Annotated in this window: 25 protein-coding genes; 9 read left to right on the top strand and 16 right to left on the bottom strand. The window is 52.2% G+C overall.

What is annotated here, in order from left to right; genetic code table 11:
- Nucleotides 1-64: 64 nt before the first annotated feature.
- The 6 genes from dcuR to ibpA form a co-directional block, all read right to left on the bottom strand.
- A complete protein-coding gene (dcuR, locus tag GZ59_RS21600) occupies nucleotides 65-787 on the bottom strand; it encodes a two-component system response regulator DcuR (RefSeq protein ID WP_011095859.1) in 723 nt (240 codons plus the stop codon).
- Nucleotides 780-2408 carry a sensor histidine kinase gene (locus GZ59_RS21605; protein WP_039294398.1) on the bottom strand — a complete coding sequence of 543 codons (1629 nt, stop codon included), beginning with the start codon at nucleotides 2406-2408 and terminating at the stop codon, nucleotides 780-782. Before GZ59_RS21605 ends, dcuR begins: the two co-directional genes overlap by 8 nt.
- A 167-nt stretch (nucleotides 2409-2575) precedes the next feature.
- Nucleotides 2576-3988: an anion permease gene (locus tag GZ59_RS21610; protein WP_011095861.1), complete on the bottom strand. Its 1413-nt coding sequence runs from the start codon at nucleotides 3986-3988 to the stop codon at nucleotides 2576-2578.
- A 525-nt stretch (nucleotides 3989-4513) separates the two neighbouring features.
- Entirely contained in the window at nucleotides 4514-6172 is a 1659-nt protein-coding gene (locus GZ59_RS21615) for a putative transporter (RefSeq protein ID WP_039294403.1), read from the bottom strand.
- Nucleotides 6173-6362: 190 nt separating this feature from the next.
- Complete coding sequence (ibpB, locus tag GZ59_RS21620; RefSeq protein ID WP_011095863.1) at nucleotides 6363-6815, bottom strand: small heat shock chaperone IbpB; 453 nt, start codon at nucleotides 6813-6815, stop codon at nucleotides 6363-6365.
- Nucleotides 6816-6943: 128 nt separating this feature from the next.
- Entirely contained in the window at nucleotides 6944-7357 is a 414-nt protein-coding gene (ibpA, locus tag GZ59_RS21625) for a small heat shock chaperone IbpA (RefSeq protein WP_005976748.1), read from the bottom strand.
- Nucleotides 7358-7745: 388 nt separating this feature from the next.
- On the opposite strand from ibpA, the gene GZ59_RS21630 reads away from it, so the two are divergent.
- Nucleotides 7746-8138 (top strand): YceK/YidQ family lipoprotein, encoded by a 393-nt coding sequence (locus tag GZ59_RS21630; RefSeq protein WP_039294407.1) that lies wholly within the window; start codon nucleotides 7746-7748, stop codon nucleotides 8136-8138.
- A 46-nt stretch (nucleotides 8139-8184) separates the two neighbouring features.
- Here GZ59_RS21630 and GZ59_RS21635 read toward each other — a convergent pair whose 3' ends face one another.
- Nucleotides 8185-9492, bottom strand: coding sequence for a YidR family protein (locus GZ59_RS21635; RefSeq protein ID WP_226302303.1), 1308 nt, complete (start codon nucleotides 9490-9492; stop codon nucleotides 8185-8187).
- 214 nt (nucleotides 9493-9706) lie between these two features.
- Here GZ59_RS21635 and bhsA (GZ59_RS21640) point away from each other — a divergent pair, with 214 nt between their 5' ends.
- The gene (gene bhsA / locus GZ59_RS21640; protein ID WP_011095866.1) at nucleotides 9707-9964 is read left to right on the top strand and encodes a multiple stress resistance protein BhsA; all 258 of its coding nucleotides are present in this window, start codon (nucleotides 9707-9709) and stop codon (nucleotides 9962-9964) included.
- Between the two features lie 179 nt (nucleotides 9965-10143).
- On the opposite strand, the gene GZ59_RS21645 is transcribed toward bhsA (GZ59_RS21640), so the two are convergent.
- The 3 genes from GZ59_RS21645 to GZ59_RS21655 are packed head-to-tail and all read right to left on the bottom strand — an operon-like array spanning nucleotide 10144 to nucleotide 13209.
- A complete protein-coding gene (locus GZ59_RS21645) occupies nucleotides 10144-11541 on the bottom strand; it encodes a glycoside hydrolase family 1 protein (RefSeq protein ID WP_039294410.1) in 1398 nt (465 codons plus the stop codon).
- A gap of 25 nt (nucleotides 11542-11566) precedes the next feature.
- Nucleotides 11567-12889 (bottom strand): PTS cellobiose transporter subunit IIC, encoded by a 1323-nt coding sequence (locus GZ59_RS21650; RefSeq protein WP_011095868.1) that lies wholly within the window; start codon nucleotides 12887-12889, stop codon nucleotides 11567-11569.
- On the bottom strand, nucleotides 12886-13209 hold the full coding sequence (locus GZ59_RS21655) for a PTS sugar transporter subunit IIB (RefSeq protein WP_071598528.1): 324 nt from the start codon (nucleotides 13207-13209) through the stop codon (nucleotides 12886-12888). The genes GZ59_RS21650 and GZ59_RS21655 overlap by 4 nt, the downstream gene beginning before the upstream one ends.
- Before the next feature lie 413 nt (nucleotides 13210-13622).
- Here GZ59_RS21655 and GZ59_RS21660 point away from each other — a divergent pair, with 413 nt between their 5' ends.
- The 5 genes from GZ59_RS21660 (at nucleotide 13623) to bhsA (GZ59_RS21680) (ending at nucleotide 17878) form a co-directional block, all read left to right on the top strand.
- A complete protein-coding gene (locus GZ59_RS21660; RefSeq protein ID WP_039294417.1) occupies nucleotides 13623-14645 on the top strand; it encodes a sulfonate ABC transporter substrate-binding protein in 1023 nt (340 codons plus the stop codon).
- Nucleotides 14646-14703: 58 nt separating this feature from the next.
- Nucleotides 14704-15846, top strand: coding sequence for an FMNH2-dependent alkanesulfonate monooxygenase (gene ssuD / locus GZ59_RS21665; RefSeq protein WP_039294419.1), 1143 nt, complete (start codon nucleotides 14704-14706; stop codon nucleotides 15844-15846).
- Between the two features lie 10 nt (nucleotides 15847-15856).
- A complete protein-coding gene (gene ssuC, locus GZ59_RS21670) occupies nucleotides 15857-16651 on the top strand; it encodes an aliphatic sulfonate ABC transporter permease SsuC (RefSeq protein ID WP_039294421.1) in 795 nt (264 codons plus the stop codon).
- Nucleotides 16648-17448, top strand: coding sequence for an aliphatic sulfonates ABC transporter ATP-binding protein (ssuB, locus tag GZ59_RS21675; protein WP_039294424.1), 801 nt, complete (start codon nucleotides 16648-16650; stop codon nucleotides 17446-17448). The genes ssuC and ssuB overlap by 4 nt, the downstream gene beginning before the upstream one ends.
- A gap of 172 nt (nucleotides 17449-17620) precedes the next feature.
- Nucleotides 17621-17878 carry a multiple stress resistance protein BhsA gene (gene bhsA / locus GZ59_RS21680; RefSeq protein ID WP_039294427.1) on the top strand — a complete coding sequence of 86 codons (258 nt, stop codon included), beginning with the start codon at nucleotides 17621-17623 and terminating at the stop codon, nucleotides 17876-17878.
- A 104-nt stretch (nucleotides 17879-17982) separates the two neighbouring features.
- Here the strand turns inward: bhsA (GZ59_RS21680) and GZ59_RS21685 are convergent, their stop codons facing one another.
- The 6 genes from GZ59_RS21685 to GZ59_RS21710 form a co-directional block, all read right to left on the bottom strand.
- Nucleotides 17983-19272: an MFS transporter gene (locus tag GZ59_RS21685; protein WP_039294430.1), complete on the bottom strand. Its 1290-nt coding sequence runs from the start codon at nucleotides 19270-19272 to the stop codon at nucleotides 17983-17985.
- A gap of 474 nt (nucleotides 19273-19746) precedes the next feature.
- Nucleotides 19747-20895, bottom strand: coding sequence for a galactonate dehydratase (gene dgoD / locus GZ59_RS21690; RefSeq protein ID WP_039294433.1), 1149 nt, complete (start codon nucleotides 20893-20895; stop codon nucleotides 19747-19749).
- Nucleotides 20892-21509 (bottom strand): 2-dehydro-3-deoxy-6-phosphogalactonate aldolase, encoded by a 618-nt coding sequence (locus tag GZ59_RS21695; RefSeq protein ID WP_039294435.1) that lies wholly within the window; start codon nucleotides 21507-21509, stop codon nucleotides 20892-20894. The genes dgoD and GZ59_RS21695 overlap by 4 nt, the downstream gene beginning before the upstream one ends.
- Nucleotides 21493-22389 (bottom strand): 2-dehydro-3-deoxygalactonokinase, encoded by an 897-nt coding sequence (locus GZ59_RS21700; protein WP_039294438.1) that lies wholly within the window; start codon nucleotides 22387-22389, stop codon nucleotides 21493-21495. The genes GZ59_RS21695 and GZ59_RS21700 overlap by 17 nt, the downstream gene beginning before the upstream one ends.
- Nucleotides 22386-23084, bottom strand: a complete 699-nt coding sequence (gene dgoR / locus GZ59_RS21705; RefSeq protein WP_039294441.1) for a D-galactonate utilization transcriptional regulator DgoR — start codon at nucleotides 23082-23084, stop codon at nucleotides 22386-22388. Before dgoR ends, GZ59_RS21700 begins: the two co-directional genes overlap by 4 nt.
- A gap of 357 nt (nucleotides 23085-23441) precedes the next feature.
- A complete protein-coding gene (locus tag GZ59_RS21710; RefSeq protein WP_039289737.1) occupies nucleotides 23442-24473 on the bottom strand; it encodes an IS630-like element ISPeat1 family transposase in 1032 nt (343 codons plus the stop codon).
- Between the two features lie 171 nt (nucleotides 24474-24644).
- On the opposite strand from GZ59_RS21710, the gene GZ59_RS21715 reads away from it, so the two are divergent.
- Nucleotides 24645-25016, top strand: a complete 372-nt coding sequence (locus GZ59_RS21715) for a type II toxin-antitoxin system RelE/ParE family toxin (protein ID WP_039294444.1) — start codon at nucleotides 24645-24647, stop codon at nucleotides 25014-25016.
- Nucleotides 25003-25302, top strand: coding sequence for a helix-turn-helix domain-containing protein (locus GZ59_RS21720; RefSeq protein WP_039294447.1), 300 nt, complete (start codon nucleotides 25003-25005; stop codon nucleotides 25300-25302). Before GZ59_RS21715 ends, GZ59_RS21720 begins: the two co-directional genes overlap by 14 nt.
- The last annotated feature ends 13 nt before the right edge of the window (nucleotides 25303-25315 follow it).

Genomic DNA, 25315 nt, shown 5'->3' on the forward strand with positions numbered 1-25315 from the left:
GGGATCTCTCCCGCCTCGTTTCCATTTCTGTCAGCTTTATTCGCCGCTAGCTATTCACTGCTCTTCACTCACAGTACTGACGCAGTGAGTCCTGCTTTTCCGGCAACAGACGATACAGGTAGACCGGTCGCCCCGTAGAACCGTACAGGATATTAGTAGTCAGAATTCCTGTTTCTGATAAATAAATCAGATACTTACGACATGATACGCGAGAGATACCAATCGCATTCGCCAGCATTTCGGTAGAGAACTCAATGCCCTGATTGCCTTCAACCCACTCGCAGACGGTACGCAGCGTCAGGCTGGTTAGCCCTTTCGGCAATTTCTTACGTTCACTAGCCGTGCTGCCGCTAGTACGGCGAATCAGGTTATCAATATCAGACTGCGCGACAAAATCGCGGTGCTTGAACAGATTAGCCTCTTCGCGATAGGCGGTAAGCGCCTGCTCGAAACGCGAGAACTGGAAAGGCTTAATCAGATAATCCACCACACCGTAGTGCAGCGCTTTTTTGATGGTATACACGTCACTAGCAGAGGATATGATGATAACGTCCGTCTTTTCACTGAATTCACGGATAGTCGGCAGCAGATCCAATCCATTATCCTGCTGCATGTAAATATCCAGCAGTACCAAATCAATTTCCGAGTCAGGTTGCATCAGCAGGTTTCGCGCCTGCTGTAACGTGGGGACGGTCGCATAGCAGCTAAATCCAGAAACCTGGTTCAGATAAGATTTGTTAAGCTCTGCAACCATGGCATCGTCATCAACAATCAGTACATTAATCATGGTCAAACAGCCTTGCTTGATAAGGAATAGTAACGAAAAACTGGGTGTACACCTCAGGTTCTGATTCAAACTCGATAGTGCCGCCAATCTTCTCCAGACTCTGTTTGGTCAGGTACAGGCCGATACCGCGCCCGCTGCCTTTGGTAGAGAATCCCTGTTCATAAATGCGCGACTGGCTCTCCGGCGAAATGCCGGGGCCGTCATCCCCCACGGTACAGTGAAGGCGGCTATTCTGATGATGGAAGCTCACGCTAATTTCGCAGTTTTCCTGCCCATCAATCGCGTCCATCGCATTCTCAATCAGATTACCCAATACGGTAATCAGTTCATTCGTGGCATCGACATCATCGGTATCCGGCAGCAGACTCTCCTCACTGATGGAGAGCGTAATGCCGAGATCGCGCGCGCGGTTGATTTTACCCAACAGGAAGCCGGCAATCACTGGCGATTTCACTTTACGAATAATCGAACCAATTTCCGCCTGATAATTATTGGCGGTCTTCAGGATATAGTCTTCCAGTTGCGAGTAATATTTTAAGTGCAACATCCCCAATATGACGTGCAGCTTGTTCATAAACTCGTGCGACTGCGCACGCAACGCATCGGCATAGTAGGACATCCCACTCAACCGTTGCAGCAACTGGCTGATCTCCGTTTTATCACGGAACGTCGCAATCGCGCCGATAATATCGCCTTTCACAAAAACCGGAACGGTGTTGGTCAGCAGCAGGTGGCCGTTAAAGCTAATCTCTTCATCGCGCCGTGGCGTACCGCTCTCCAATACCTGTTTCAGGTGCAGATGCTCAAGCCATTGCTCGCTAACGCGTTCGGCTGGCTTCGGGGCAGACGTTTCATTGCCCTGCGGTTTATTCTGCCGGAAAAGTCGTCGCGCCTCATCATTGATTACCGTAATCCGACCATGTTGATCGACCGCGATAACACCTTCTTTAATGTGTTTGAGCATCGCGTTACGCTGTTCAAACAAGTTCGAGATCTCAAACGGCTCGAACCCCAGCATAATGCGCTTGAGAACCTTCACCAAAATCAACGTACCGAGCCAGCCAACTAGCGCCCCCGCCAACAGCGTCCAGGGAATCATCCAGCGGTTATCGCTGATTACCTTCTGCACACTGGTTAAGGCAATCCCCAACGCGACGACGCCAACCTGTTTGTGGTTATTATCAAACACCGGAGTGAATACCCGCAGTGCGGGATCGAGCGTTCCCCGATTGATGGCGGTATTTTCCATCCCTAGCAGCGCCGGATAGATATCCCGACCGGCGAAATGCTCGCCAATTCTTTCCGGTTCAGGGTGGCTATGGCGCACCGTATCCATATCGGTGACAGTGACAAAGAGCAGTTGATTACGCTGGCGGATTGTCTCCGCAGCAATCTGCACATCCTCCGGTCGGCCAATTCCTTTAAGTTCATTAATAACAACGGGAGAAGCTGCAAATGTACGAGCAATGGCAAAGGCTTTTTCTCGCAGATGATCTTCTGAAAGCTGATTAATACGAAAAAACAGCAGGGAATAGACCACCAGCAGCACCGCGCCAAGCACAACCGACACCATCAGAAACACCGATGTCCCGAGCTTTAGCGGTGCCTTTTTCTTGCCCATGTCACTCTCCAAAACCACCATCATCACACCGTTATCTTATACTGTTTCGTTGCGTTTCGCGTGTCGTGATGCATACGCCCCGTCACAGGGACAGGGCGTAGGCTTGAAGAAAGGAAATCGGGCTTACATGTTTTTCGCATCATGAAAGCCAGCGGTTAGCCCACGTTTTACCAGAAACCGAGCAGTTTCCACCACATGCCACCAACACCCAGCCAGATAGGGATGATGACCAGACTGACCAAGAAGCCGATCTTCCACCAGGTTCCCAACGGTACGTAGCCTGTGCCGAACAAAATGGGTGCCGGGCCACTGGAGTAGTGAGTGGTGGACATAAACAGGTTACTGAAGATACCGAACACCAGTACGGTCAGCATCGGCGGTGCGCCGGCTGCCAGTGCGATAGAGACGAAAATCGCGTACATGGCGCTGATATGTGCAATCGCACTCGCCATCAGATAGTGGCTGTAGTAGTAAACCAGCAGCAGCAGACCCAACATCGGCAGCCAGTGCATCCCGCTGACCGCATTACCAGCCAACCCGCCCAGCCAGGCAATCAGACCCATTTTGTTGAGCTGGCCCGCCAGCGTCATCAGTACAGCAAACCACACCACGGTGTGCCAAGCTTCCTTCTCACTGACCACGTCGTCCCAGGTCAGCGCACGGCTGAGCAACAGCACGCTCAGACCCGCCAGCGCGGTCAAGGTCGCGTCGATATTCAGCGTAGAGCCCAATACCCAGAACGTCACCAGCCCCAGGAACACGCCCAGAACGACCCACTCATTGCGGGTCATTTTGCCCATCTCACGCAATCTTTCGACGGCGATCGCACGCATTTCTGAGGTTTTCTTCAGTTCAGGCGGATAGAAGCGGTAGATCAGGTAAGGAATCAGCGCCAGAGACAGGAAGCCCGGTAGCAGTGTCGCCAACGCCCAGTCCGTCCAGCTGATATGAATACCAAACTGAGAAGCCAGCTTCGCCACCATCGGGTTACCGGCCATGGAGGTCATGAACATCGCGGAGGTCACGGCGTTACACTGGAAAATGGACTGAACCAGAAACGCACCAATGCGACGCTGCGTGCCTTTTTCCGGCGTGGAGTCGTAGGCTTCGGCAATCGACCGGAACAGCGGAGTGATGATCCCGCCGCAGCGTGCAGACGTGGAAGGCATCGCCGGAGCGAACATCAGGTCGGTAAACACCAGACCATACGCCAGACCGAGAGAGCTATTCCCCAACTTGCTGATGAACAGCAGGCCAATACGTCTACCAAAGCCGGTTTTGATAAAGCCGCGAGAGATAAAGAAGGCACAGGCGATCATCCAAATAGTAGGATCGCTAAAACCCGCCAACACATCTTTAATGGATAATAACCCTAATATGGCAACCGTGGTCAGGCTGAACATCGCCATCGCGCCAAGCGGGTAAGGAGAGAGAATCAGACCGACAACCGTGGCAATAAAAATCGCCATCAGGTGCCAAGCATCGGGTTTAACGCCATCAGGAACCGGTAATAACCATAAGCCACCGGCAATACAAAGGATAACTAGAAGCTTTATCAACCTGCTGTTATTCGCAGACATAGAAACACCACTCTTCATTAAAACGGAATTCTGTATTCACGACGGATGTCCGAGCGAAGGAGTGGGTATTTCGTTATTCTTCCTTCGTCACCCTGCTGATACAACGCAACAGGAATCATCTGCGGAAAAAAAGACGAGAAAACAAGGGTTCAGGGTGCTTCTCTCGTCTGATCAATCAAGTGCTTAATGAAGAGATAGTATTATAATGCGCCTGCAAAATAGCGTTACTTTAGTTACTAAAGTGGTTTATTAATTTATTTAAGAAACTATCGTGGTTTTAATTTCCCGATAAAAAATCCTTATAATTCAATAATAATTGACATTTAGTGAACATAAAATTAACGAATTTAACGACAAATCAATGATAGAAAAACCATATACCCAATAGGGATAATATAACTCTTTCCCAGACAGTGAGTTATCTATTCCTTATTTATTCACTCAGGTATTTTTTTATTCAAAAATAAAAAAACAAATAACCATTATTCGGCGAAAAAATATTATTTTTTATCCAGCTGATAACATTTAGAGGGTCAGGAACAACACAGCTAAAAGCTGCGGAGACATAATTCGCAAAAACATCGCCAGCGGATAAACCGTCGCATAAGACAACGCCGCCGCACCGCTGGTCGGGTGTAGCCCATTGGCAAACGCCAACGCGGGTGGATCGGTCATGGAACCCGCCAGCATGCCGCAGAGCGTCAGGTAATTCATCTTGCCTAACGTGCGCGCCAGTATGCCGACAGCCAGCAGCGGCACAATGGTAATCAGCGCACCATAGCCAATCCACCACACCCCATCGCCGTTCAATAACGTATCAACGAAATCACCACCGGATTTCAGCCCCACCACCGATAAGAACAGCACGATGCCAAGCTCACGCAACGCCAGATTCGCACTGGGCGGCATAAACCAATGAAGTTTCCCGATACTGCCGATGCGCCCCAGCACCAACGCCACCACCAGCGGCCCACCTGCCAGCCCGAGCCGCAGCGCCACCGGAAACCCAGGAACCATCAGCGGCACAGAGCCCAGCAGTACGCCCAGCCCAATGCCGATAAAGACGGGCAGCATCTGTACCTGCTGGAGCTTCTGCTGCGCATTCCCCACGATATCCGCGACGGCATCGATCGCCGTTTTCCGTCCGACCAGATTCAGAATATCGCCAAATTGTAGGCTGGCCTGATTGCTGGCGACCAGCTCGACACCTGCACGGTTCAGGCGCGAAATCACGACATCATAATTTTGCTTCAGGTTAAGCTCGCGAATCTTGCGTCCCAGCACTTTCTCATTCGTCACCACCACACGTTCAACATGCAGATCGGTGCCCCGCGTCGAGAGCGACGTCTCAACTTCATTACCGATGACCAGACGCGCCTGCTCCAGATCGTTTTTCGCACCAACCAAATGCAGATAATCACCCAGTTGGATCAGCGTATGCGGCGACGGCACCATCAGTTCATCGCCGCGTTTCAGACGGGAGCAAACGATCGTGTCACGGTTCAGAATCGGCACGTCCTGAATCGCCAGCCCTTGCAGATTGGTATTCGTTACCGACACATTCATCGTGAGCAGCTGTTCATGGTGCTGACCGTTGCTGGTCTCAAACTGCTTTGCCTCGTTATCCACCGCGACACGAAACAGGACGCGCATCAGCCACATCACCAGCAAAATGCCGCAGATCCCCAGTGGATACGCCATCGCGTATCCCGTCCCCATTTGGTTCACTAAGGTTGTACTCGAACCCAGATCGGTCAGAATCTGCTGACCCGCGCCAAGCGAAGGCGTGTTAGTCACCGCACCGGAAAAAATACCGAGAATAATAGGCAGAGGAATATTGAGCAGTTTGTGCAGCATGACGGTCACCACACTGCCGAGAAATACCGTCAACAAGGCGAACGCATTGAGGCGCAGGCCAGATACACGCAGAGAGGAAAAGAAGCCCGGCCCAACCTGAATGCCAATGGTGTAGACAAACAGGATCAACCCGAACTCCTGAATGACGTGCAACATGTCATCATTCAGTTGGATCTGGTACTGATGGGCAACATGCCCGACGATGATCCCACCGAACAGGACCCCGCCAATCCCTAAACCGACGCCATAAATCCGCCAGTTGCCGATCCATAACCCCAGAACGGCAACCAGCGCCAGCATACTCACGGTAAGTGCGATATCACTCATACCCGTATCCTTTGCGGACGTTTTTATTGGGAAATGCCAATGACGCTATACTCTATGACGAGTATATTTTGATTCTGGCAGAATGCTGGGGAGAGAAACGTGGCGGGCAACACAAAACCGCACCCGTAACGATACGGGCGCGGCTAACGCTTAGTTTACTAACGCGCAGGTTAATGACGTGAATGTCGCGTTATGACGCATCTTCAGCAGACTGCTGGTTCAATGCCGGGCGGCCACCGCCGATGGCGATGCGCTGCGGCTGCAAGGCTTCCGGTACATCACGCACCAGATCGATGTGCAACAGGCCATTTTCAAAATGGGCATCGGACACATGCAGGTGCTCGGCCAGCGTAAAGCTCAGCGTGAAGGGTTTAAATACTAGCCCCTGATGCAGATATTCCACGGCTTTCTCGGACGGTGCCGGGCTACCTTTTACGGTCAGGCGCGGGCCTTCTACTTCGATATCCAGATCGCTTTGCCGGAAACCTGCTAGCGCGAGCGTAATGCGGTAGTGGTTGTCGTCTTTCTTCTCGATATTATACGGAGGAAAATCAATCGGTTCCTGGCTGCCCTGCATTGAGCTAGCTAATTTGTCAAAACCGATCCACTGACGCAGTAAAGGTGATAAATCGTAGTTACGCATAATATGACTCCTTCTAAGAAGCGAGAGTAATGTGCCCCTGTGGGCATAGTTTATTCCAGCCACGGTTCAATGGCTGGAGTCGTCCCCATTCGGCAGACGAAGTGTTCATTCATGGACTTAATGTTGATTTACTTGATTTCAATCCGACGCGGCTTCATCGCTTCCGGCACGATGCGTTCGAGATCGATATACAGCAGCCCGTTTTCCAGATTGGCGCCTTTTACCTGAATATGTTCGGCCAGCTGGAATTTACGCTCGAAATTGCGCTCGGCAATGCCCTGATACAGGTAGTTGCGGGCAACCTGCTCACCAGCGTGGGCACCTTTTACAATCAATAAGTTGTCGTGCGCGGTGATGTCCAGCTCCTGCTCGGCGAAACCAGCGACGGCAATCGCGATGCGGTATTGGTTCTCGTCAACCAGTTCGACGTTGTAGGGTGGATAGCCGCCGTTACTCTGGGTCTGACCGGTTTCTAATAGATTGAACAGGCGATCAAAACCAATAGCGGAACGATACAGTGGGGAAAAATCGGGGTTACGCATAAAACAGCCTCCTAAACATGCAGCGAGGATTTATTCTTTGCCTTCCTACAAGGACAGGCTCACAGCCGGGACAGATACCCTGACGGCGTATCGTTTTCCTCCGGCTTGTAATCAATATGGTGACCCCTCTCAGACTTTCAAGAGGCAAAAAAGAAAAATCACTATGTTTCATGCAATATTCACTCACACCGTGGGTGTTATCACATACACTCAAGATAGGCAGTTTTTGGTTAGTGCCGATCGTTTAAGCATCGAGATACACGGGGCGACCACAGGGGTGAGGCGTCCCTGCGGGAACCTCCCCCTATGTTTCCCCTAACAACGGACTTAAGTGACCAGTATTAGGCTTCGACCCGCTCTGACAGCAGGTTCTTAACGGACAGGTAATATGACCTTACTGAAAAGTGCATTGTTCTCTTTCATTATTACCGGTAGCGGCGCGGCAGCAACCAGCGGTTGCTCCAGCGTCATGACGCATACAGGAAGCGATCAGGGGTACTATTCCGGCACTCGCGCCAGTGTGGGTATGTTGGGTGACGACGAAACCAGCTGGGCTATGATGCCGCTGGTCGCTATCGATTTGCCGTTCTCAGCAGTTGCTGACACGTTGCTGTTGCCTTACGACTACTATCGCGCAGGCAGCGATAGGAAAAAGCTGTCGACACGCGAACGCATTTTACACAGCGAAGAACAAAACCAGACCGCCAGTTCACAGCTCGCCACTATGCCTAATAACAACACTATGCCTAATAACAACACCATGCCGCATAATCAGCTTTGATAGCACCGCATTCGCCGTGAACCCGCGTAAGCTCGCTACGCCGCAGTCATGATGACAAGCAGGCCACGACAAAAAGCTGATTAAAACCGTCAATCTCCCGCATATACGCAATGTGTTTCCCATCAGGGGAAAAGACCACGGCATCCGCACTGGGTGCGCTGTCCGTTCGCGCCGACAGTCGAACAAGTTCACCGCTTTTCGCATCACACAGCATAATGCTGTTGTCGCACACAAATGCCAGAGAACCGCCATCCGGATGCCAGTTAAAGGCAGACTGTATGCCGTGTTCCGTACGCGTTACCTGTCTTGGCTCACCGCCATTCGGAGAAATCGTCCACAGTTGCACCACACCTATCTCATCACGCATCAAAAACGCAATCTCGCTGCCATCGGGCGAAGCACGTAGCCAATGGCGCGGCTGATTGACCAATCCAGGATAACGACGCTGATGCGTAAAGGTTAACCGCCGCTGCTGCACACGCGCTGGCGGCGCAGGCATGGACGTTGCCGTGCCCGCTAATGGCGCATCACCCTCTTTGGCGTAATCTTCCAGCGCATCCGGCAAATCAACGATAAAGATCTCGGGGATGGTTGTTCCGTCCGCCGCACGCGTGTCGCCGATAAACGCCAGCGCCCAGCGCTGCCTCGAACCGTCCTGTCGGATATAGCCCGTGGTTCCCACCCAACCTTCTTCATAGGCGCGATTGATTTCATCACTGTCGGGCTGCGGCTGCGGCGTCGTTCTGCTGACCAGCACACAATAGTGGCTACCGTCATATTCACGCAGGTGGTGTTTCTCAACGGCAACGCCCTGTAGCGGGACGGCCACACCCACATTGCGCAAGTTTAATGCCGGATCGCGCTCATGCAGCACATGGTCGTTATAGGTAAAGCTCAGGCGACTCGCATCCGGGCTGAAGACGTGGACATGCGTACCGCCGCGCAGCGCACCAGCCTGATAAGGCGGCGTAATAGAGAAGGCATCGAGCGTGATCGCCTCATCGCGCTGGCGGTCTGCCACTATCGTTCCACGGCGATGGTGAAAATCATACCGCCACTCGCTGTCTGGATTTTCAGGCCCGTGAATAAAGACATAGCGCAGCGGTTCCTGCGGGCTACAGGTCACCACACCCACATGCGCACCCGCCGTCGCCCGATAAATCACCTCGGTTTTCAGGTTTTTCAGGTCTATGCGCTCAATGGTCAGCCCTGTGAATGAAGATCCATAGGGTCTTATGTCATAAACCAGCCAGTTTCCATCACATGACCAGCAATTAATATTGGTAAGTTGATGACCTATAGCATTAAACGTTAGTTGAACTTCAACAGACAATACATCACCCCAGTTATTCATTATCAGTCAATAGTTTGTAAATCAATTTCAGTTTTTTGTATAACTTATTGTTTTTAATTTAAAAAAAACAAACAACATCGATATATATCATTCAAAAAAATAGAAAGACTATCTCAATAACATCCGTTTTTTAATTCATTAGCATCGGCGTAACATTCTTCATATCGAAAGGGCAGCCCCCTTTCACCTATCAAATCAAAAAGGATAAGACATCATGAAAAACGTAAAAACCATCGCCGCTGCTGTTGTTCTCGCTACCATGACTTTCGGTGCTTCTGCTGCTGAATATGTATCTCCTTCACAGGCACAGAATCTGGAAAAAGCGGGCGTCGTTACCGCTACCGCTCAAGACCTGAGCTCACTGCAATCTCAGCTCGCAGCGAAAGCAGAAAAAGCAGGCGCTAAAGCTTATACCATCACGTCTGCGACCGGTAACGATCAGCTGCGTGGCTCTGCAGTAATCTTCAACTAAGCGTTGTTGACCCCGATAGCTACCCTAGTCCGATAGCCATCATAGATAGACCAGTAAGACATCACGTATTACCCTCTTTCCGGCTTGCCTCCTCATCAGGGCAAGCCGGTTTTTTTATGACGGGCCGTCGCAAGCGACGTTGAAAAACGTTCCCTACGTTTTTTTATGCGTGCTTTTGGCTAAAAGCCATTCTCGGCCGCCACGGTCGCAAACCATTCCCCGCTTTTCTTCACCGTGCGCGTCTGCGTCGCCAAATCCAGCTGCACAAAACCATAGCGATTCTTGTAGGCATTCGACCACGACCAGTTATCGATAAACGTCCACATATGGTAGCCGAGACAGTTGCTACCTTCCGCAATGCCTTTGTGTACATGCTTAAGGTGTTCGCGGACAAAATCGATGCGGTAATCATCCTGAATCTGGCCGTTGGCATCGAAACGCTGTTCGTTCTCTACACCCATGCCGTTTTCCGAAATAAAGCAGCGCGGATTGCCGTAATTCACCCGCAGGTTAGTCAGAATGTCATAGATGCCCGGTTCGTAAATTTCCCAACCGCGATACGGATTCATTTTCCGTCCCGGCATCTCATAGCTGGAAAAGAACCATTCAGGCATAAACAGACTATCGGGATTGACCAGACTGTCGCGGCACTGAATACGGCGCGGCTGGTAATAGTTAATGCCCAGCAGATCGACAACACCATCAGCCAGCAGCGCACGATCGTCAGGCTGACAGTTCGGTAGCTGGCCATATCGATGCAGCAGATCGACCAGTTCCTGCGGATATTCCCCCTTCAGGGCAGGATCGAGGAAACTGCGGTTAAACATCAGGTCGGCGATGTTGGCAGCGTTGACATCGGCTGGGTGTTGGGAGCGCGGATAGGAAGGCGTCAGGTTGAGGATGATGCCAATTTCCCCGCCCTGAGACTGTTCACGATAGGCTTTCACCGCCAGCGCGTGCGCCAGCATCGTGTGGTACGCCACCGTCGCGGCTCGTTTGAAATCCACCACGTTCGGGTAGTGGAAATCATACAGATACCCGCCTTCCACCGGCACCACCGGCTCATTGAACGTAAACCAATGTTTTACCCTGTCGCCAAACAGGCGGAAGCAGGTCGCCGCATAACCCGCGTAAGCCGCCACCACCGCCCGATTTTCCCAACCGCCTAGCCGTTGCATCACCATCGGCATATCAAAATGGAACAGATTGATAAACGGCGTGATGCCCTGCGCCAGCATTTCATCAATGATCTGATTATAAAATGCGACCGCCTGCGGATTAGGTTCACCGACGCCATCGGGAATCAGCCGCGCCCAAGAGATCGACGTTCGGAACGTGTTGTGATTCAGCGTTTTTAGCAGCGCGATATCTTCACGCCAGTGCTGATAAAACGTAGAGGTGTCCGCTGGCCCAACCTGCTGATGAAAGCGGCCAGGCTGCGTGGCAAACCACTCATCCCACACGGTAGCGCTTTTACCATAGCTAAGGCTTTCGCCTTCCGTTTGCGGTGCCGAGCTGGCGCTACCCCACCAAAAATTCGCTGGAAAGCGAAAATCGTTCTGAAGATGATCGTGCATACGTTCCTCTCTGCTTCACTCGTGTTTATGCGCTGGCGCTGGCTTCGCCCGCTGCCTGCTGTTGTTTCTCCTGCTCCTGTTTCAGCAACGTGCGCTCGTAGACTTTCAGGAACGGGTAGTACATCGCGGCCGACATCACCATGCACAGCAGACACATGATCACCGGGCTGAAAGCCCAGTTCGCCGCCCATGATGCACCAATCGGCGCAGGCGTCGTCCACGGCGTCAGGGAAACCACCTGCGCGATCCAGCCGAGTTTCGTCGCCGTATAGGCAATAACGGCATTGACCATCGGCACGCAAATAAACGGCAGGAACAGCAGTGGATTCATGATGATCGGGGCACCGAACAGAATCGGCTCGTTGATGTTGAAAAAGCTCGGCACGACGCCCATGCGGCCAATCGTCCGCAAATGAACCGCGCGACTACGCAGCAACAAGAAGGCCAGCGGCAGCGTGGAACCGACCCCACCGATCAGCAGGTAGTGATCCCAGAAGCCCTGCAAATAAATATGCGGCAGCGGCGCGCCTGCCGAGAGTGCGGCCTGATTCAGCGCCAGATTGGTCATCCAGAACGGATTCATAATTCCGGTGACGATCAGCGCACCGTGAATCCCAGCAAACCACAGAATCTGGCAGATAAATACCGAAATCAGGATCGCGGGCAGCGAATCCGATGCAGAAATCAGCGGTGCCAGCAGGTGCATGATGGCTTCCGGGATAATCATGCCGGTCGCGGACTGGATGAACAGGTTAAACGGGTGCAATGTCGCGACGATCACCAACACCGGGATAAGAATCTCAAACGAACGCGCTACGCCAGTCGGCACTTCTTTCGGCAAACGAATCGTGATGTTGCGTTTCTTCAGCCAGGCATACACTTCACCTGCATAAATTGCAGTCAGAATTGCGGTGAAAATTCCCTCACCGGAGAAGTACTGCGTGGAAATCTGCTTATCGTGATAAGGCGCAGCCACCAGCAAAAACGCCATCAGCGCCAGCAGTCCGGTCATGATCGGATCCAGTTTGTAATGCTTACCCAAGCTGGCACCAATCCCCACGGAGATAAAGAAGGTCATGACCCCCATACTGAGGTAGTACGGCAGCATCAGCTGTTCACGGTAGGCAACGGAGAAATCGAGCCACGCGCGGGCAAACCCCAACGTGGTATCCGGCGAGAACGGTGGGAAGATGAACACCAGCATAAATGAACCGATGATCATAAAAGGCAGCGCGGCGATGAAGCCATCACGAATCGCGATGATGTGGCGCTGTTGCCCTACCACACCTGCCAACGGGGTAATTTTTTGCTCGATGATATCGACCATCGACTGATAGAGACCACTCATAGCGGTTGTCCTGATTTTTCGATCAGTGAAAATGCAAAATCCAGCACGTTGTCACCGCGCTGCATACCGTAATCCATCATGTCTATCGCTGCCACGGGCACACCTTTTCCCTCAGCTTTCTCCTTGAATGATGCCAGCATATATTTCACCTGCGGCCCCAGCAGCACAACGTCATACTTCCCGACTTGTTCGTCAAATTCATGGGCGGCATAGGCGGCAATCTCAACGTCCAGACCACGTGCGCTGGCCACTTCCTTCATCTTTCTCACTAAAAGGCTGGTAGACATCCCAGCGGAACAACAAAGCATGATCCTTTTCATTTTCAACACCCCGTCGTACGTCATGAATAAAAAGCGTCGTGAATAAACACGTCCATTGGAAACATGTTCATGGAAACACCATCATTGGAAACATCATCATTGGAAACAAAACGGAAACCGTTTTCCATGAAAAAAATCCAGATATGAGAATAGGTTCACGAAATGGTAGACATTGACGGAAACAATGTGAGGTAGGTCATGTAAAACGTATTTCAGAGGTGAATGACGGGTAAAACGCACTATCGCCGCGCTTATTACGCTAAGTGTACTGATTTCAGGCATTTCTTCTTTTTGGCTATAAAAGCGACAAATTGAGATTTAAAAAGCCTTGCGCGCCCCTGCTATGTTTATCACCTGATGTTGAATTTTCTCGCTGCATTTTAATTTTTCGTTATAAGGGAGAGATCATAAACATGCCATTAATGATGAAACGATCGGTCAAGGAAGGACGTGGGAAACGCACGCCGTTATGGAGGAACGTGACGGCACAGCTACGCCGAATCCCGACGATTCTGGCTGCCAGCGCGGTGCTGTTCATGTCCACCGCTTACGCGCAGGACAGCGTACCCACGCAGCTTCGCGTCGGTTATCAGAAAGGCTCGGTCAGTCTGGTGCTGGCAAAATCACACCAACTGCTGGAAAAGCAGTTCCCCAATACCAAAATCAGCTGGATTGAATTCCCCGCCGGCCCGCAGATGCTGGAAGCGCTGAATGTTGGCAGCATCGATCTGGGCGGCACTGGCGATATCCCCCCTATTTTTGCTCAGGCCGCTGGAGCCGATCTGTTGTATGTCGGCGTGGAGCCACCTAAACCGCAGGCCGAAGTGATTCTGGTACGAGAAGACAGCCCGGTGAAAACCGTCGCCGACCTGAAAGGTCGCAAAGTCGCCTTCCAGAAAGGCTCCAGCGCGCACAACACGCTGCTGCGAGCGCTGCAACGCGACGGGCTGACATTCACCGATATCAAACCGACCTACCTAACCCCCGCTGACGCCCGCGCGGCATTCCAGCAAGGCAACGTCGATGCATGGGCTATCTGGGATCCCTACTATTCCGCCGCGTTGCTGGAAGGCGGCGTCCGCGTGCTGGTCGATAGCAGCGGGCTGGAGAAAACCGGTTCCTTCTATCTGGCGGGTCGCCCCTACGTCGAAGCGCACGGCACCTTTATTCGTCAGGTACTGGATGAACTGACCAAAGCCGATGCCTTAACGATCAGCGACCGGGCGCAAAGCGTCACGCTGTTGGCAAACGCGGTAGGACTGCCAGAAAAAGTGATTGAAACGGCACTCGACCATCGCCCGCCGACCACCATAGAACCGCTGGATGCAGCAACAATCAAGGCACAGCAATCCACAGCCGACCTGTTTTATGAAAACCGTCTGGTGCCGGTGAAGGTCAATATCGCGGAGCGCGTCTGGCATCCCCAAACGCCTTAACCCGCTAACCACACACATTTTGTTTACCCCAAACAAGACTGTTCAAGGAGTTAATACCATGAGTCTTAACGTATTCTGGTTTCTGCCCACCCACGGAGACGGTCGCTATCTTGGTAGCACCGAGGGCGCACGTCATGTTGACTACAGCTATCTACAACAGGTGGCGCAAGCCGCCGAACGACAAGGATTTGGCGGCGTGCTGCTGCCGACTGGCCGCTCCTGCGAAGATTCCTGGCTGGTCGCGGCATCGCTGATTCCGGTGACGCAGCGGCTAAAATTTCTCGTTGCCCTGCGCCCCGGTGTGATTTCCCCCACTATCGCCGCGCGTCAGGCCGCCACGCTGGACAGGCTGTCTAACGGTCGGGCCCTGTTCAATCTGGTGACCGGCGGTGACCCGGAAGAGCTGGCCGCCGAAGGGCTGTTCCTCAGCCATGAAGAACGCTACGAAGCCTCAGCGGAATTCACCCATATCTGGCGCAGGCTGCTGGAAGGCGAAACTGTCGATTTCGCGGGTAAACACATTCAGGTAAAAGACGCCAAACTGCTTTACCCGCCCGTGCAGCAGCCGCGTCCGCCGCTCTATTTTGGCGGTTCCTCTGAGGCAGCGCAGGATCTGGCGGCAGAACAGGTCGATCTCTACCTGACATGGGGTGAACCACCTGAGCAGGTTAAAGAAAAGCTGGCGGAAGTCCGCGCTAAAGCAGCAGCACAGGGGCGTGAGGTTCGCTTCGGTATTCGCCTGCACGTCATCGTGCGGGAAACGACCGAAGAGGCCTGGCAGGCTGCCGATCGGCTGATTTCCCATCTGGATGAAAAAACTATCGCCGATGCACAGGCGGCGTTGGCGCGTTTCGATTCTGTCGGACAACAGCGCATGGCCGCTCTGCACGGCGGCAAAAAGGACAATCTGGAGATTAGCCCGAACCTATGGGCAGGCATCGGTCTGGTACGCGGCGGTGCAGGTACAGCGCTAGTTGGCGATGGCCCGACGGTTGCAGAACGCATTCAGGAATACGCCGACCTCGGGATTGATACCTTTATCCTGTCTGGCTATCCGCATCTGGAAGAGGCATACCGCGTGGGTGAACTGCTGTTCCCGCACCTCGATCTGGCGCAACAGCCCACGCCGCTGCATGCCGTGAGCAATGCGGGTGAAGTGGTGGCAAACCGCTATGTGCCGCGCAAAGTCTCGCAAAGCTGAGGAACCGATCATGGCAAGAACGTTCTCTTCACTGGCACAGCGGTTGGCACCTTTTCTGCTCCCCGTGACGCTGCTGGTCGCGTGGCAGATCTCCGTCGAGTTCGGCTGGCTATCCAATCGGATTCTGCCTGCGCCCAGTTCGGTGATTACCGCAGGGTGGTCGCTCATCTATAGCGGTGAGCTTTGGCAGCATCTGGCTATCAGCGGCTGGCGCGCGCTGATCGGGTTTGCTATTGGCGGCAGTATCGGATTGGTGCTCGGCTTTATCACTGGGCTGTCACGCTGGGGAGAGCGCTTGCTGGACAGTTCAGTGCAGATGATTCGCAACGTTCCTCATCTGGCACTGATTCCGTTGGTGATTCTGTGGTTTGGCATTGATGAGGCGGCCAAAATCTTTCTGGTCGCGCTGGGTACGCTGTTCCCAGTTTATCTCAACACCTACCACGGCATTAAAAATATCGATCGCGGCCTGCTGGAAATGGCACGCAGTTACGGGCTGTCCGGCATTAGCCTGTTCTATCAGGTGGTACTGCCCGGCGCGCTGCCGTCCATCATGGTCGGCATCCGTTTTGCGCTGGGCTTTATGTGGCTGACGCTGATCGTCGCGGAAACCATTTCTGCCAACTCCGGCATTGGCTACCTCGCTATGAATGCCCGCGAGTTCCTGCAAACGGACGTGGTAGTGGTTGCCATCATCCTTTACGCCCTGCTCGGCAAGCTAGCCGATGTCAGCGCTCAGGGGCTGGAGCGCATTTGGCTGCGCTGGAATCCGGCTTATCAAACCTCATCGGGGGACGCATCATGACCGCTTTTACCGATTCTGCAACGCACACGCATTCGCCGTCACCGCTCACCAAAGGGGCGCCGCTGGCGTTGGATGCCATCACCAAGCACTACGGCCACCGTACCGTGCTGAATGACGTGCAGTTACGCATTCCTTCTGGGCAATTTGTGGCCATCGTCGGTCGCAGCGGCTGTGGCAAAAGCACGTTGCTGCGCCTGCTCGCCGGGCTGGAAGCGGCCAGCAGCGGCGAACTACTGACCGGCACCGCACCGCTCAGCAGCGCGAAAGACGACACGAGGCTGATGTTTCAGGAAGCGCGACTCCTGCCGTGGAAAAAGGTGATCGATAATGTCGGGCTGGGGCTGCGCGGCAACTGGCGTGAGAAAGCGCAGGATGCGCTGACCTCTGTCGGGCTGGCGGATCGCGCTAACGACTGGCCAGCAGCGTTGTCCGGTGGTCAGAAACAGCGCGTCGCGCTGGCACGTGCGCTCATTCACCATCCGCGCTTATTGTTACTGGATGAACCGCTGGGCGCGCTGGATGCCTTGACCCGCATCGAGATGCAAGGCCTGATCGAAAATATCTGGCTCCAGCACGGATTCACCGTACTGCTGGTCACGCACGATGTCTCCGAAGCCATTGCGCTGGCCGACAGGGTTATTCTGATCGAAGAAGGACGCGTGGGGCTGGATATCACGGTTGATTTGCCACGACCACGACGCCGTGGATCGGCGAAGCTAGCGGAACTGGAAGCCCGCGTGCTGGAGCGCGTACTGGCTCCGACCTCATCGCCCTTACCTCAGCAGGCGGCGATATAACCTTCATTCTGGCGAGCGAGACTGTGCATCTTATCGCCAGAATTAACATCAAAAATATTGACAAATATTCTCAAAACACTCCGTTTTATCTCCTCAAAGTATCAGCGTAGTATCCTCTTCATCGAAAGGGAATAACCTTTCACTCCAAACAACATTGAATAGGATACATCACATGAAAAACGTAAAATTCTTCGCCGCTGCTGTCGTACTTTCTACTCTGTCTTTCGGTGCCTTCGCAGCGGATCAAGTGTCTTCACAACAGGCACAGAGTTTGGAGAAAGTCGGCGTAATCACCGCGACTGCACACAGCTTGGATTCACTGCAAGCACAGTTAGCTCAGAAAGCAGAAAAAGCAGGTGCGGGTGCCTTCACCATCACGTCTGCAACAGGTGACAACCAACTGCGCGGCACCGCCGTTATCTACAAATAATGTCTGTCGATAGACAATCAAAAAATTAAACGGACTTTCCTCACCCAAGAGGAAAGTCCGTTTTTTTATGGCTTTTTACCTGAGCTCTAAAGCGCCCAGATGAATTACCCTACACGCTTCACTTCGCCCACCAGCAAGATGTAAGACAGTGCGCCGACCAGCGCCACGCCAGCAATGTAGGTCAGTGCGGGAGCAAAACCGTAATCCTGCGCCAGATAGCCAATGATCAATGGCACCGTGATACCGCCCAAGCCACCGACAAAGTTGAATACCCCGCCCGTCAGGCCAATCAGACGAATGGGAGCCAGTGACGACACCAGCGACCAGGTGATGGATGCAAAGCCATTGCCAAAGAACGCCACAGCCATCAGGGTCATAATCCATACCGGATCGTTCGTGTAGTTCGCTCCCATGATGCAGGTTGAAATCAACAGGCCACAGATAATCGGCGTTTTACGTGCCAGACCAATCGATTTTCCGCTACGCACCAGACGGTCCGCTACAAATCCAGACAGCAGTACGCCAACAAACGCCGCCAGGAAAGGTACCGTCGTCATAAAGCCAGCGGTCAGTGCGCTAATATGTTTTTCTTGCGTCAGGTAGTTAGGGAACCACGTCAGGAAGAACCACAGCGTAGAGGTCACGGCAAACTGCCCGATATATACGCCCACCAGTTTGCGGTTGAACACCAGTTTCCAGTCAGCCGCCGTCAATGGCGTGCGTGTTTTTTTGTCGCTCGGCGCATCACCATCGACAATACCGCCGCCCTCGGCAATGTAATCCAGCTCAGCCTGATTGATACCTTTACTTTTCTTCGGTGGCTGATAAACAAAATGCCAGATAGTTGCCCAAACAATACCGATACCACCAGTGACAATGAACACCCAGTGCCAACTCAAAATTTCCTGCAACCAGATGAGCAATGGCGTAAGGAATGCCAGACCAACAAACTGCCCTGACGTATAAAATCCAACGGCAGAAGCACGTTCTTGCTCAGGGAACCAGCTGGTCACCATACGGTTATTCGTCGGAAACGCAGGCGCTTCAAACAGCCCGGTCACGGCGCGTAAACCAATCAACGATGCCAGACCTGTAGCGAAACCTTGCAGTAACGTGGCAATTGACCATCCCATGATGGCAATAAAATAGGTGGCCTTTGAACCGACGCGGTCAAGGAACCAGCCACCGGGTATTTGGCATAACGTATAAGTCCAGGCAAACGCGGAAAAGATATAGCCCATTTGTGTTTTTGTAATGCCGAACTCTTCCTGAATATGTGCCGACGCCACAGCCAGGTTGGCCCGATCCACGTAGCAGATGACGACAGTAATAAAAATCATCAGCAAGGTGAAATAACGCCGTTTTGTAGGACGGGTAGTTAATGTCATATCCATCTTATGTTCCTGTTATTTATTAAACGGACAGTCATAACCGTCATACTTCAAGTTGCATGTGCGTTGGCTTCGCTTAGTCACCCGAATCACTTACTTGAGTAAGCTCATCGGGACTCCCTCACTTGCCGCCTTCCTGAAACTCGAATTATTTAGGGTATACATTTGTTGCCCGCTATTTTTAATGTTCAACAACACCAGCAGTTGGTATGCTTTATTTTTTCTAATGAAATAAATAACCGCGCACGCTCACTATATTTCCCTATTTATAATGGCGTTTTATTTTGAAATCCCGGTGGTGGCGTACTCATGATAAGTGGAAGATTACATTCCCCGACCCAGAAAAAATAAACAGTAATCCCTCACGAAATAATCGATTTCGTGATAATCCATGACTGTTCTATTCCATTGTGCCGGGGAAATGCGTTATGTATTACCGGTTATTAAACACCCATGCAGCTTGAGGTATGACGGGTCTTACCACTCGGCGACAGCACCGTCAGGATAACGCCACACCGGATTACGCCAGTCTGGCGCATTTTTACTACGTTCGATAACCAGCTCTTCATTAATTTCCACGCCGAGGCCCGGTTTATTTAATGGATAGAAATGGCCGTCAGTCATAGTAAAGTCTTCTTTATTAATGACGTAGTCCAACAGCTCGGCACCTTTATTATAATGAATGCCCATACTTTGCTCCTGCAATACGGCATTACGCGCAACAAAGTCGAGATGCAAACAGGAAGCCAGTGCAATTGGACCTAATGGACAGTGTGGTGCCAGCGCAACATCATAGGCTTCCGCCATTGCAGCAATTTTAAAGCACTCGGTAATACCGCCCGCGTGCGACAGGTCAGGCTGAATAATTGCCAGTCCGCCGTCAGCCAGTACGCGTTTGAAATCAAAGCGTGAGAACATGCGCTCGCCCGCTGCAATCGGCAGGTGAGTTTGTGCAGCCAGACGAGGATAGTATTCCGCCTGTTCAGCCAGCACCGGCTCTTCAATAAACAGCGGACGGTACGGCTCCAACTCTTTGATCAGGATTTTCGCCATCGGCGCATCGACACGACCGTGGAAATCCAGACCGAACTCGATGCTGTTACCAAAGGCTTCGCGGATTTCAGCAACCACGGCCACCGCCGCATCTACTTTGCGCGAGTTATCAATGATGCCCATCTCTTCACAGCCGTTCAGCTTGAAGGTATCAAAGCCAATTTCGGTCAGCTTCTTGATGCCCGCAATCACTTCGGAAGGACGATCGCCGCCAACCCAGCTGTAGGCCTTGATCTTATCGCGTACCAGCCCGCCCAATAACTGATAAACCGGTACACCCAGCGCCTTGCCTTTGATGTCCCACAATGCCTGATCAATACCGGCAATGGCGCTCATCAGGATCGGGCCGCCGCGGTAGAAGCCCGCGCGGTAAAGCACCTGCCAGATATCGTTGATACGTGCCGGGTCTTGCCCAATCAGATAGTCAGACAGCTCGTGAACGGCAGCTTCAACGGTGCGTGCGCGGCCTTCGATAACCGGTTCGCCCCAGCCGACAATCCCTTCATCGGTTTCAATCTTCAGAAACATCCAGCGTGGCGGCAGCCGATACGTGGTGATTTTGGTAATTTTCATTGAACAGCATCCTTATAGGCGTTAACAAATGCATGTGCTTTTTGTGCAGTAACCTCAACCGACTGACCGGCTCGATACAGATCGCTGCCTAACCCGGCACCGATGCAGCCCGCACTAAGATAATCCTTCAGGTTTTCTGGCGTGACGCCACCGACGGCAAAGACGGGAACGTCCTTTGGCAATACTGCTTTCAGCGCCTTGATGTAGTCCGGCCCAAACGCCGATGACGGGAAAATTTTCAGAGATTGCGCACCCGCATCCAGCGCCGTGAAGGCTTCCGTCGCGGTGGCACAGCCTGGGCACACCGTCATGCCGTAACCCACCGCTCGACGAATCACCTCGGGAGAGATATTAGGGGTGACCACTAACTTGCTGCCAATTTCCTGTAACTTGTCGACATATTCGGCTTTCAGCACCGTCCCTGCGCCAATCAGGGCGCGATCGCCAAAATGTTCCACGGCCAGTTGAATACTGTCATACGGGTTCGGCGAATTCAGCGGGATCTCTACCGCATCAAATCCGGCATCCAGTAGCGCTGCGATATGTTCCAGCACCTCATCCGGCGTGATACCGCGCAGAATCGCAATTAAGGGAAGATTAGTATTCCAACTCATTAACAATGCTCCTTATTCCTGCCTGAAAAGCCCGATCGCCGTCCAGCTGCTGCCAGCGCAATCCAGCTTGTTGTAATGCTTTTTCGTAGCGCGCCGTCAGCGCAGGGGAGCCGATTAATGTAATGGTGTCTCCCGCCGCCACCTGATAGTGGCGCTGCATTTGTGAGACTTCGTTGCCAATCAGCAACCCAGACAGCCAGTCGCTAACGGTGCTTTTATCCAGACGCCCCAGCACATGCGCCGCGCGGGTTTCAAACAGGCAGCGGATAATGTTGTCATCGGCAAAGCCCAGTTCCAGCCCTTGCAGGAAAGCATCGGGAGACGGCTGCTGTTCAGTCAGCCCCACGCCGATTAACGACTGCGTCATCAGCAGGTGGTGCAGTTCACCAGTCATCACCGTGCGGAAATCCAGCACGGTGCTGTCATCGGCCCGCACCCATTTCGAGTGGGTTCCCGGCATCAAATACAGAGAGGAAGGACATTCGCTATATGCGCCAATCAACTGGGTTTCTTCACCACGAATCACATTGCAGTTATCGTCCTGCGCAATGCTCAACCCCGGCACAATCCAGGCGGCTAGCGGCTGGGCTTCTTCCACGCGCGTCAGCCGATGGGCGACTTCAGTCAGACGGGTTGGACATGCCAGATAAGGCACGGAAAGCCAGCCCGCATTGCTGCCGATCATGCCCGCCATCACGACAGGCACATTGTGCTGCTGCCACGGCGCAACGATCTGCTGAAAAACCTGCTGCGGCGTCTGGTCGTTCAAACGCGTCACACCCGCTTCAGATTTCACGCTGTCGATACAAACGCCATCCAGATACAGCCACGCCCGTAGGTTGGTCGAACCCCAGTCAACGGCGATATAGCTTTCACTCATGTAATGTCCTTTAACCGTTTGGTCGAGCTGGCAATCATGGTCAACGCCGCCCGCTCTGCTGCTTCAATATCCTGATGCCGAATGGCATCGTAGAGATCCTGATGCTCACGCAATGTCCGTGGCATGTTGTCGTCGTCTGGCATATAGGTGCGTTCAAACACCGCACGCTGCAACGAACTGATCGCCACACTCAACTGCTGTAGCACCGGATTGTGCACCGCCGCCAACACCGCCTCATGAAAACGAATATCCGCTTCATTGAACGCATCACGATTCTGATGGTTGGAAATCATGTCGTTCAGCGCCGCTTCAATCACCGCCAGCTCGCTTGAAGTCGCGCGTTCTGCGGCCCAGCGAGCAATCGTCGGCTCCACCAGATTACGCACCTCGCTCATCGCACTGATCAGACGTGGGTCGTAGTCGCTTGCCAGAACCCATTGCAGAACGTCGGTATCCAGGTAATTCCACTGATTACGCGCAGCCACGAACGCGCCGCGATACCGTTTCACTTCCACCAGCCTTTTCGCCATCAGCGCTCTGAACACTTCACGAATGATGTTGCGCGAGGTCTGAAATTCTTCACACAGCTCAGCTTCTGCGGGTAACGGCGTGCCCGGAGCGTATTTTCCACCAACGATCTGTTGGCCAATATCCAGAATGATGCGGTCGGTTTTGCTTAATTCCTGCTTATTCATCATCACCTCAACGAGACAAAACGGATTGATATCACTGCACTTACTTTACCCGCCATGCCGCCTGACGTCGTCGAACTGTTGCACAATAACCGCATCATTCCCTCTTTTCTTGGCTTAATTGTAGTACCATTAATATATGTTGTACTACAATCTGGATCACAAAACGGACAATAAATACAATTTGGCAACATCATGTGTTACCGGACTTCAACATCCAGAGGAATTGAGCGTGCGAGGTGGGATTCAGGGTAATGCTGTTTACGTGATGTCATACGGCTAATGCTGATTTTATAATATGAGTCTACTCGCTTAGTCATATTTCCATTATTGCTAGCTAAATAGCTGATCCTAATATCGCTACACTTTTGCCTGACCGTGCTTCCTGCCAGGAAATGGGCTTACCGTTTTCATAAAATAGCGTACTTTGTTCAGTAATTGCCACATCGAACGACAGCTATGATTTCTAGTTATTGTGTCGTGTAATGCCTGCCATAACCGTTCTACGTGGTTCACCCACGGTGAGTAAATTGGTTGATAAATAACAATAAATTTTGGGTTATTCTTCAGCCAACGAAGCGTTTCACGACTTTTATGGATGATGTAGTTATCAACGATCAGCGTGATCGTTTTTGCTCGCCGGTACGTGCTTTTTAGATGTTTTAACAAGCTGATAAATAACCCCGAGTTTTTACTGCTGCTGCCGACGTAACTGACTTTTCCTGTGCCGCTGTGCAACGCGCCAGCCAGATAATATTTTTCGTTTTTCCCTGGCGTAACAACTCGCTTTTGTTGACCACGTAGCTGCCAGTCAGCACCTATTTTGGGGTTGAGATGGATATCGACCTCATCCTCGTAAAACACGGGATGTTCGACGCTACACTCGCTTAGCGCCTCTGCGATAGCGGCCATTTTCTCTTCTTTATACGGGTCGCGAATGCGCAGCGTGGGGGCCGCTCTTCGCCAGACAAGTCCAGCAGAGGGAAGCCAGCGGCGAACGGTTGAAGCATGCAAACGGCACCCGGTTATCTCGTTGATTTTTATTGCTAACAGTTCAGTACTCCAGCGAGAACGCTGATAACCAAAATCTTCCGGCGAATGCTTAATCAGTTGACGCAACAGCACACAAATGCGCTCAAACGGCCAGCGTCGGCCACGACCTGAGGGTAATGATTTCAGGCCTTCCAGCCCGTAAAGTGTGAACCAATTAATCCAGCGCCCCAGCGATGAACGTGCGCAGCAAAGCGTTTTGGCAACGTCACTTATCTTGTCCCCACGATGAAGCATCAACATCGCGGTGAGTCTGCGGGCATAGTTTTTATCACATGTTTTATGGATGGTTTTTTGCATCAGACACCTTTCGGCGTCGGGTATCGGTGCTATGATCGGCATGACTCAGTCCGGTTGGTGATTTGGGATATTCAGCGATTGATCAGATCGCTTAAATCGGACTGAGTTCCCTTCTGGTGATCTACTATTTGGAACAGCTATTTAGGAACGCTTGCCAATATAGCTTGTAGGTTATATTGTATTTATAGTGTGTAGGACAGGGAGGCTTACCGATTGGCATGGAAAATAGTAACACGGGATCTATTCGATACTTGGTTTGATGAGCAAACCGAAGCGGTACAGGAAGAGGTTTTGGCACACCTCGCAATACTCGAAGAGGATGGCCCACAGCTAGGACGACCACAGGTTGATCAGATTAAAGGTTCAAAATACAAAAATATGAAGGAGCTGCGGGTTCAGGTTGGAGGCCACCCATTCCGAACATTCTTCGCGTTTGACCGGACACGTAAAGCGATTGTTTTATGTGCAGGAGATAAGAAAGGCGAGGATGAAAAATTGTTCTACGAACGTATGATTAAGATCGCAGACGCTGAGTTTACATCGCATCTGATATCACCGGAGGTAAAAGAAGATGGCGACGCTTAAAGAAATGATGGCTAAACGTTCACCGGAGAGCCGTGCCCGTATTGAGGCGCGCACGGCTGAGATCCGCCAGGAAATCACTTTAGCGAAACTACGCGAAGAACTGAAAATGTCGCAGACGCAGCTTGCAGCAGCATTGGGGGTCAAGCAGCCATCTATTGTTAAGATGGAAAAGGTTGAAAATGACCCAAAACTGTCAACGCTGAAACGCTATGTAACTGCCCTAGGCGGTAAGCTTACGCTAGATGTGACCCTACCTAATGGTAAGCGTATCGCGCTTACGTTGTAATTAAGCCGAACTG

Source organism: Pectobacterium atrosepticum, assembly GCF_000740965.1.
Classification (GTDB): domain Bacteria; phylum Pseudomonadota; class Gammaproteobacteria; order Enterobacterales; family Enterobacteriaceae; genus Pectobacterium; species Pectobacterium atrosepticum.

What these genes read in the sequence shown, in the direction of transcription:
- dcuR (WP_011095859.1), bottom strand. Translation starts at nt 787, where the DNA reads ATGATTAATGTACTGATTGTTGATGACGATGCCATGGTTGCAGAGCTT.
- GZ59_RS21605 (WP_039294398.1), bottom strand. Translation starts at nt 2,408, where the DNA reads ATGGGCAAGAAAAAGGCACCGCTAAAGCTCGGGACATCGGTGTTTCTG.
- GZ59_RS21610 (WP_011095861.1), bottom strand. Translation starts at nt 3,988, where the DNA reads ATGTCTGCGAATAACAGCAGGTTGATAAAGCTTCTAGTTATCCTTTGT.
- GZ59_RS21615 (WP_039294403.1), bottom strand. Translation starts at nt 6,172, where the DNA reads ATGAGTGATATCGCACTTACCGTGAGTATGCTGGCGCTGGTTGCCGTT.
- ibpB (WP_011095863.1), bottom strand. Translation starts at nt 6,815, where the DNA reads ATGCGTAACTACGATTTATCACCTTTACTGCGTCAGTGGATCGGTTTT.
- ibpA (WP_005976748.1), bottom strand. Translation starts at nt 7,357, where the DNA reads ATGCGTAACCCCGATTTTTCCCCACTGTATCGTTCCGCTATTGGTTTT.
- GZ59_RS21630 (WP_039294407.1), top strand. Translation starts at nt 7,746, where the DNA reads ATGACCTTACTGAAAAGTGCATTGTTCTCTTTCATTATTACCGGTAGC.
- GZ59_RS21635 (WP_226302303.1), bottom strand. Translation starts at nt 9,492, where the DNA reads ATGAATAACTGGGGTGATGTATTGTCTGTTGAAGTTCAACTAACGTTT.
- bhsA (WP_011095866.1), top strand. Translation starts at nt 9,707, where the DNA reads ATGAAAAACGTAAAAACCATCGCCGCTGCTGTTGTTCTCGCTACCATG.
- GZ59_RS21645 (WP_039294410.1), bottom strand. Translation starts at nt 11,541, where the DNA reads ATGCACGATCATCTTCAGAACGATTTTCGCTTTCCAGCGAATTTTTGG.
- GZ59_RS21650 (WP_011095868.1), bottom strand. Translation starts at nt 12,889, where the DNA reads ATGAGTGGTCTCTATCAGTCGATGGTCGATATCATCGAGCAAAAAATT.
- GZ59_RS21655 (WP_071598528.1), bottom strand. Translation starts at nt 13,209, where the DNA reads ATGAAAAGGATCATGCTTTGTTGTTCCGCTGGGATGTCTACCAGCCTT.
- GZ59_RS21660 (WP_039294417.1), top strand. Translation starts at nt 13,623, where the DNA reads ATGCCATTAATGATGAAACGATCGGTCAAGGAAGGACGTGGGAAACGC.
- ssuD (WP_039294419.1), top strand. Translation starts at nt 14,704, where the DNA reads ATGAGTCTTAACGTATTCTGGTTTCTGCCCACCCACGGAGACGGTCGC.
- ssuC (WP_039294421.1), top strand. Translation starts at nt 15,857, where the DNA reads ATGGCAAGAACGTTCTCTTCACTGGCACAGCGGTTGGCACCTTTTCTG.
- ssuB (WP_039294424.1), top strand. Translation starts at nt 16,648, where the DNA reads ATGACCGCTTTTACCGATTCTGCAACGCACACGCATTCGCCGTCACCG.
- bhsA (WP_039294427.1), top strand. Translation starts at nt 17,621, where the DNA reads ATGAAAAACGTAAAATTCTTCGCCGCTGCTGTCGTACTTTCTACTCTG.
- GZ59_RS21685 (WP_039294430.1), bottom strand. Translation starts at nt 19,272, where the DNA reads ATGGATATGACATTAACTACCCGTCCTACAAAACGGCGTTATTTCACC.
- dgoD (WP_039294433.1), bottom strand. Translation starts at nt 20,895, where the DNA reads ATGAAAATTACCAAAATCACCACGTATCGGCTGCCGCCACGCTGGATG.
- GZ59_RS21695 (WP_039294435.1), bottom strand. Translation starts at nt 21,509, where the DNA reads ATGAGTTGGAATACTAATCTTCCCTTAATTGCGATTCTGCGCGGTATC.
- GZ59_RS21700 (WP_039294438.1), bottom strand. Translation starts at nt 22,389, where the DNA reads ATGAGTGAAAGCTATATCGCCGTTGACTGGGGTTCGACCAACCTACGG.
- dgoR (WP_039294441.1), bottom strand. Translation starts at nt 23,084, where the DNA reads ATGAATAAGCAGGAATTAAGCAAAACCGACCGCATCATTCTGGATATT.
- GZ59_RS21710 (WP_039289737.1), bottom strand. Translation starts at nt 24,473, where the DNA reads ATGCCGATCATAGCACCGATACCCGACGCCGAAAGGTGTCTGATGCAA.
- GZ59_RS21720 (WP_039294447.1), top strand. Translation starts at nt 25,003, where the DNA reads ATGGCGACGCTTAAAGAAATGATGGCTAAACGTTCACCGGAGAGCCGT.